General features: G+C 62.3%; 7 protein-coding genes and 1 pseudogene. 4 read left to right on the forward strand and 4 right to left on the reverse strand.

Annotation, left to right across the window (positions count from 1 at the left end; genetic code table 11):
- Positions 1 to 119 precede the first annotated feature (119 nt).
- Positions 120 to 383 (reverse strand): DUF3107 domain-containing protein, encoded by a 264-nt coding sequence (locus Q0331_RS06235; RefSeq protein ID WP_080722691.1) that lies wholly within the window; start codon positions 381 to 383, stop codon positions 120 to 122.
- Between the two features lie 80 nt (positions 384 to 463).
- On the opposite strand from Q0331_RS06235, the gene Q0331_RS06240 reads away from it, so the two are divergent.
- The 3 genes from Q0331_RS06240 (at position 464) to Q0331_RS06250 (ending at position 3,730) form a co-directional block, all read left to right on the forward strand.
- A complete protein-coding gene (locus Q0331_RS06240; protein ID WP_298075587.1) occupies positions 464 to 1,804 on the forward strand; it encodes a DEAD/DEAH box helicase in 1,341 nt (446 codons plus the stop codon).
- Positions 1,801 to 3,099 (forward strand): hypothetical protein, encoded by a 1,299-nt coding sequence (locus Q0331_RS06245; RefSeq protein ID WP_298075583.1) that lies wholly within the window; start codon positions 1,801 to 1,803, stop codon positions 3,097 to 3,099. The genes Q0331_RS06240 and Q0331_RS06245 overlap by 4 nt, the downstream gene beginning before the upstream one ends.
- Positions 3,100 to 3,463: 364 nt before the next feature.
- Positions 3,464 to 3,730 carry a WhiB family transcriptional regulator gene (locus Q0331_RS06250; RefSeq protein WP_005293852.1) on the forward strand — a complete coding sequence of 89 codons (267 nt, stop codon included), beginning with the start codon at positions 3,464 to 3,466 and terminating at the stop codon, positions 3,728 to 3,730.
- Positions 3,731 to 3,967: 237 nt separating this feature from the next.
- Here Q0331_RS06250 and rsrA read toward each other — a convergent pair whose 3' ends face one another.
- Genes rsrA through Q0331_RS06265 form a run of 3 tightly spaced genes read right to left on the reverse strand, consistent with a single transcriptional unit; the run spans position 3,968 to position 5,548 of the window.
- Complete coding sequence (gene rsrA, locus Q0331_RS06255; protein ID WP_298075584.1) at positions 3,968 to 4,231, reverse strand: mycothiol system anti-sigma-R factor; 264 nt, start codon at positions 4,229 to 4,231, stop codon at positions 3,968 to 3,970.
- Between the two features lie 6 nt (positions 4,232 to 4,237).
- Positions 4,238 to 4,882: a sigma-70 family RNA polymerase sigma factor gene (locus Q0331_RS06260; RefSeq protein WP_298075585.1), complete on the reverse strand. Its 645-nt coding sequence runs from the start codon at positions 4,880 to 4,882 to the stop codon at positions 4,238 to 4,240.
- Between the two features lie 33 nt (positions 4,883 to 4,915).
- Positions 4,916 to 5,548 carry an SOS response-associated peptidase gene (locus Q0331_RS06265; RefSeq protein ID WP_298075586.1) on the reverse strand — a complete coding sequence of 211 codons (633 nt, stop codon included), beginning with the start codon at positions 5,546 to 5,548 and terminating at the stop codon, positions 4,916 to 4,918.
- A 72-nt stretch (positions 5,549 to 5,620) separates the two neighbouring features.
- Here Q0331_RS06265 and Q0331_RS06270 point away from each other — a divergent pair.
- Positions 5,621 to 6,209: pseudogene (locus tag Q0331_RS06270) on the forward strand (3-phosphoshikimate 1-carboxyvinyltransferase); the annotation flags it as partial.

Below are 6,209 nucleotides of genomic sequence, written 5' to 3' on the forward strand. Positions count from 1 at the left end.
CGACACTTCCGGCGCGGACTTCCGCGCCGGTGGGATGGGGTGGCGCTCCACGCTACTGCCGCTACTCATACAGCTAGTCGCTGCCTCCTTAGGCTTTGGCCAGGCTTGCCCCGGCCTGCTTAGCTTACGAAACCGACAGAGTTCTTGGCCTCTGCGCCGACCTCTACGTAAGCGATCTGTCCACGTACCAGCACGTAGCGCGCCCCCTTGGCGCCTTCAATGGTCAGCGTCTCATTCTCGCCGGAACGCAGGAAGTTCTCGATCTCTGCCACGTACTCGTCCTGGGACTTGGCCTGCTCGCTCTTGGTGTCGATGGCGATAGCCAGCTCGCGGGCGTTGTGTACGAATCCGACCTTGATCTGCATGGGAAACCCTTCCTTCATGTTCGTTCTATACTCACGTGCAGTATTGTGACCATCATAGCTATCAGGTCGAGCAAGGAAGGCAGGTGCTGCAGGTGCTGATGCCCTCTGGGTCTTCTGGATCCCGCCCAACCTTCAGCTCGCTCGGCGTGGCCGCGGAAATCACGGAGGCTCTGGCCACGGCCAACATTACGCGCGCCTTTGCCATCCAGGAATACACCCTGCCCATCGCGCTGAAGGGCTCCGACGTTATCGGCCAGGCGCGCACGGGTATGGGCAAGACTTTGGGTTTCGGCATTCCTGTTCTCGATCGGGTTTTTGATGACGCCACCGTCACCGCCCCGGACGGAACCCCGCGCGCCTTGATCGTGGTGCCTACCCGAGAGTTGTGCCTGCAAGTCACCGACGACCTGACCCTGGCCGCCCGCAACTTGCGTGTGCCGGTGGGGGCCGAGGGGGCGTCCCAAAGAAAGAAGAGCAAGACCCGTGCCCTGCAGGTACAGGCGGTGTACGGCGGCGTGGGCTTCGAGAAGCAGACGGCGGCCCTGGAGCGCGGCGTGGACGTGGTCGTCGGCACTCCGGGACGGCTGCTGGACCTGGCGAAACAGGGGTATTTGCAGCTGCAGACGGTCGAGATCGTCGTGCTGGATGAGGCGGACGAGATGCTGGATCAGGGGTTCCTGGACGATGTGCGCGCCATCATCACGCAAACCAGCCCACAGCGGCAGACGATGCTGTTTTCCGCTACTATGCCGGGGCCGATTGCGGCACTGACTAGGACGTTTATGCGGCACCCGGTGCTAATCCAGGCGGATAGCGCGGCGACGGAGGCAACCCACGAGTCGACGAAGCAGGTGGTGTTCCAGTCCCACAAGCTCGATAGGCTCTCCGCACTCGCCCGTATTCTGCAATCCCCCGGGAGGGGCCGCAGCATCGTTTTTGCCCGTACGAAGCGGCAGGCAGCGGGCGTGGCCGAGGAGCTTGCCAAGCTGGGCTTCCGCGTAGGCGCAGTACACGGGGACATGCGGCAAAAAGACCGCGAAGAATCCCTAGACGAGTTCCGCCGCAACGAAGTGGACGTGATGGTGGCCACCGACGTGGCGGCGCGCGGTATCGACATCGAGGATGTCACGCACGTGATCAATTACCAGGTCCCGGACGACGAGCGCACCTATGTTCACCGCATCGGCCGTACGGGGCGCGCGGGCAACACGGGCACGGCGGTGAGCCTCATCGGCTGGGATGAGGTCGCGCGGTGGAACGCCATCAGCGACGCCCTGGGGCTGGACTTGCAGGACCCACCGCAGTGGTTCTCTTCCAGCGCGGAATTTCTGGCTGAGTTCGACCTTCCCGGCGATGTTGGCGACCGGGTGGGGGCACCGCGCGGCGTGAAAGGTGCAGCTCTGAAGGTGAAAAAGTCCCGCAGAAGGCCGCGCCCATGAGCCGGCGCATCCCCTCCCCCGAGCGCGCCCGTCGCGGTGACCACATCGTCGCAGCCGCGTTGGCTTGCGGACTGCTTGCCCTCGGCGGGATCACGTGGCTGGATTCCGACGCCCGCGAGGTCGACCACCGGGTCGCCGATCACCCGATCGAGGCCGAGGACAAGACCCTCGCCTCTTCCGACTCCGCCAAAGGAGACCGGCAGATTCCTGAGCATCTGCGCGAGCTGTGGGATGCGAGGACGGACTCCGCCGACCTGGTGGTGGATCAGGGTGGGGTCGTTCTAACCTCCGGCAACAAGGCCACGATGGTACGGGGCGACGATGGTACCGAGGTCTGGCGCTATAAGGCACCCCACGACCTGTGCGCCGTCGCGGCGAACTGGGGCAAGACGAATCTCTTCCTGCAAGGACCTAAAGGGTGCGGACAGGTAGTGGCACTGGATAGCGGGACCGGCGAATACCGCCACACCCGTGACATGCTGGCCGCCGACCACGTGGAGTTGTTCCAGAGCCGGGACAACATCGGGATACTCTCCCCCACGCGCACGGAACTACTGCGCTCGGACGCAGTGCGGCGCGTGGAGGTCGGCGACAAGCTGACGGCAGTCAAACCGAAAAAGCAGGCATACACCGAGTGCACCTTTACTTCCGCACTGACGCGCAGGGATCTGCTAGTTACGGCGCAGACGTGCCCTAATAGCGAGAAGAAGCTGATCCGGCTGCTTAAGACGAACCCGGAAGACTCGGATGCCCCGGAGAAATACCACGAGTACGAGGTTCCCGCGAACAGCGAGCTGGTAGGCGTGGGGCTAGATCGGGCGGTGATCTACGCCCCCGGTAACGGCACCCGCGCGAAGGACGAGAACGATAACGAAGGTTCGCGCTTCCAGGTGCTGGATAAGGAAGGCGACTTCCAGCAGTTCCCCGCCGACCCCGCCCCGCTACTGGATCCGCAGCAGCGGGATGGCACGCTGTTCCGCGCCCAGACCGCGGATTCGGCGCACCTGATGAGCTGGTTTGATGGCTCCCGGGTGGTGACTTTCACCCCTTCAACCATGGAACCTGCGTTCCAAGTTAATGGCGCAATCGGGCCCGCCGCTCCCATGGGCGGGCGACTGCTAGTTCCCACTACTAAGGGGATCGCAGTGGTGGACTGGGATAACGGCAAGGTCCTGCGCACCATCCCGGTGGACCGCAAGGGCTATACCGGACAGGTGACGCTCAAGCTGGCGGGTGAGGTGCTGGTGGAAAAGCGTGGGGATTCCGTCGTAGCGCTGGGAAATGCCATCCAATAACCGCTTTCCCCTGGCATACCAAATCATTTTCTTGTGATGCTCATCACAATTTGAGAAAAAGCTCTAGCCAAAGCGCGAATAACGTGCAACAATCGTCCAAGTAACCGATAAGAGGCCAAAAGGTTAACAACAAACCAACAAGGCCTTAATCGCAAGGCGAGAAGCCGCCGCGACCCCCTCTACACACAGGTCTGCACGCCACTTCGCCACCACCACTTTTGCCTGAATTTGCCTAGAGATTCTCTAGGTCAATTCGTCGAGCCCAACTTCGATCACCGGCCAAAGTGCCCACACCGACTGCAAGCAACCAAGACGACGCACTTCGGACATCTTTTGTCTGAAAAAATAGAAGGGAAACACAATAATGGATTGGCGCCACAAAGCCGTTTGCCGTGAAGAAGACCCAGAGCTGTTCTTCCCCGTTGGAAACTCCGGCCCCGCCCTGGCCCAGATCGCCAAGGCCAAGCTGGTCTGCAACCGCTGCCCCGTCGCTTCCCAGTGCCTGAACTGGGCCATCGAGTCCGGCCAGGATGCCGGCGTGTGGGGCGGCATGGCCGAGGACGAGCGCCGCGCACTGAAGCGTCGCACCAACCGCGGCCGCACTCGTACCCGCAAGCGCATCACCGTTTAAACCCCAGCCTTTTATTCAGCTATTTTGTCCAGCTACGCGCCCCGGCTAAGCTGAAAAGGTTGAAACTGTCCCCTTAAACACCAAGGAGCTGCACAATGAGCAAGCGTGGCCGCAAGCGCAAGGATCGTCGCAAGAAGAAGGCTAACCACGGCAAGCGTCCAAACTCTTAAGCCGTAACGCAAAAGGTCGGCAGGTGCACCGCATAAGACGGTGCCTGTCGGCCTTTTGCTTTGCCTGCTACTCCTCCACCCGGTAGCTAATCACCCGCAACTGCGTGCAGATCCGCGCCCGCAGCTCCACCGGCGCGGGCTGGCTACAGCAGCTCCGCAGCAGGTCGCGCACCTGCTGCTCGAGCCCTAGCTGCCGCAGGCACTCCGGGCAAGCGTCGGCGTGAGCGCGCAAACGTTCGCGGCTCTCACAGTCGGCGTCATCATCAGCAACCTCGTACAGGGCATCCAGCAGGTCGTCGCAGTCCGTCTTTCGCGAATTGTCTTTGCACATGTGCTCTTATCCCTTCGCTTCCGTCAGCTTGTTCTGAGCCATCTTGTTTTGTGCCGTCTTGTTCTGTGCCGCTTCCGTCACGATCCCGTGCTCCGCCGCCACGTCCTTCAGCTTGCTGCGCAGCTGCTTGCGCCCGCGGTGCAGCCGCGACATCACGGTGCCGATGGGAGTGTCCATGATCTCGGCGATCTCCTTGTATGCCAGCCCCTCAACATCCGCGTAGTACACGACCATGCGGTAGTCCTCGCCCAGGCTCATCAGGGCATCCTGGATGCGCTTATCTGGGATGTTCCTCAGCGCCTCCACCTCGGCGGATTCCAGCCCCACGGAGTCGTGCTTCGCCGTCTCGGCCAGCTGCCAGTCGGTCATCTCGTCAGCGCTGGATTCCGTCGGGCGCCGCTGCGCCTTGCGGTAGCTGTTGATGTACGTGTTCGTCAGGATTCGGTACATCCACGCCTTTAGGTTCGTGCCTTCCTTGAAGGAACCGAACGCCTGGTAGGCCTTCATGTACGCATCCTGCACCAGATCCTGCGCGTCGGCCGGGTTGCGCGTCATCCGCAACGCCGCACCGTACAGCTGATCCAGCAGGGGCAGCGCGTCAGCCTCGAATCTTTGCAGCAGCTCGTCTGCAGTGTCATCGCTGCGTTTCATTCGCTCACCTCTCACCTTTCTTCCAACGCAATTCTATCGCCGGTTCATTCCCACCAGTTCCGGGAAGTTATTCGCCACGGACCCGACCTTCCTGTCCGCCTTCCTGCTGTGTACTTCTGTTGCCTTGTTTGGTGACGCCACCAGCTCCGCCCCTGCACCCTTCAGCCAAATTTCTAGCTCGTCGCCCACCAGGATCCTGGGCATGCGGCTGTGCAACCATTCGAGTTCTGGCAGGGCCGCAACGGTAATGATGGTGCCGTAGAGCTTGCCTTCCACGGCCTTGCACAGCCCGGCGGCGTACAGGGGGTGGCCGTCGGTGGCGGTGGTGAACCAGGGTTGCTTCTTGCCATCCTCCCCGACCGTCCACTCGTACCAGCCGTCCATCGGGAAAGCGCATGGCAGGGAGCCAACAAACAGGGGTTTGGAGAATGCGGTCTCTCCCCGCGCGTTGAACACCGTCTTCGGCGGGTAGCCCCAGCGTGCGGGGCCGATCGCAGCCTCGCTTCTAAACTCCCGCACGATGGGCACCTCGGTGGTGGGGGCCACGTTGTAGTTAGCGGGCCACTCCCCGGCCCCGGCGCGGCGTATGCGCGGGGCTCCCAGCCGTCGTTGCAGGTCACCCGAAAGCTCTTCTAAGGAGCTGAACAATACGTATCGGCCACACATACTCGCCCATTATGCCCACCCCGCACTTCTTTTCCAGCGAAAAAGTGAGACAATATGGGTATGTCTGCAGGTATGTCTGAACAACTCTGGCCGGCTCCGGTCGCCACCGAGCCCGTGCAGGCCACCGTGGCTATCCCCGGCTCGAAATCCATTACAAACCGTGCGCTGATCCTCGCCGCGCTGGCGAATGCGCCTTCCACCATCACCGGCGGTCTGGTTAGCCGCGATACGGAACTGATGATGTCGGCTCTGCGTTCCATGGGAACCCAGATCCTGTTGAAGAACGACCAGATGTACGTCACCCCGGCGGAGAAGCTGCACGGTGGTCAGGTGGATTGCGGCCTGGCTGGCACGGTGATGCGCTTCGTCCCGCCGATCGCTGCCCTGGCCACCGGCACGGTTGCCTTCGACGGTGATGTGGAGGCCCGCCGCCGCCCGATGTCCACCACCTTGGATTCCCTGCGAGCCCTCGGCGCCACCGTGAACACCAGCACCGAGTGCAACCCGGAGGGGCTGCCCTTCTTCGTGGAGGGCTCCGGGGAGATCCAGGGTGGGGAGATCACCATCGATGCCTCCGAGTCCTCCCAGTTCGTCAGCGGCCTGCTGCTGGCCGTCGCGCGCTTTACCGAGGGCGTCACCGTTATCCACGAGGGAAACTCCC

The sequence above is a fragment of the uncultured Corynebacterium sp. genome, assembly GCF_937999985.1.
Classification (GTDB): Bacteria; Actinomycetota; Actinomycetes; order Mycobacteriales; family Mycobacteriaceae; genus Corynebacterium.

Bases quoted from the DNA above. Each gene is read 5' to 3' on its own strand.
- Q0331_RS06250 (WP_005293852.1), top strand. From the start codon at position 3,464: ATGGATTGGCGCCACAAAGCCGTTTGCCGTGAAGAAGACCCAGAGCTG.
- Q0331_RS06245 (WP_298075583.1), top strand. From the start codon at position 1,801: ATGAGCCGGCGCATCCCCTCCCCCGAGCGCGCCCGTCGCGGTGACCAC.
- Q0331_RS06235 (WP_080722691.1), bottom strand. From the start codon at position 383: ATGAAGGAAGGGTTTCCCATGCAGATCAAGGTCGGATTCGTACACAAC.
- rsrA (WP_298075584.1), bottom strand. From the start codon at position 4,231: ATGTGCAAAGACAATTCGCGAAAGACGGACTGCGACGACCTGCTGGAT.
- Q0331_RS06240 (WP_298075587.1), top strand. From the start codon at position 464: ATGCCCTCTGGGTCTTCTGGATCCCGCCCAACCTTCAGCTCGCTCGGC.
- Q0331_RS06265 (WP_298075586.1), bottom strand. From the start codon at position 5,548: ATGTGTGGCCGATACGTATTGTTCAGCTCCTTAGAAGAGCTTTCGGGT.
- Q0331_RS06260 (WP_298075585.1), bottom strand. From the start codon at position 4,882: ATGAAACGCAGCGATGACACTGCAGACGAGCTGCTGCAAAGATTCGAG.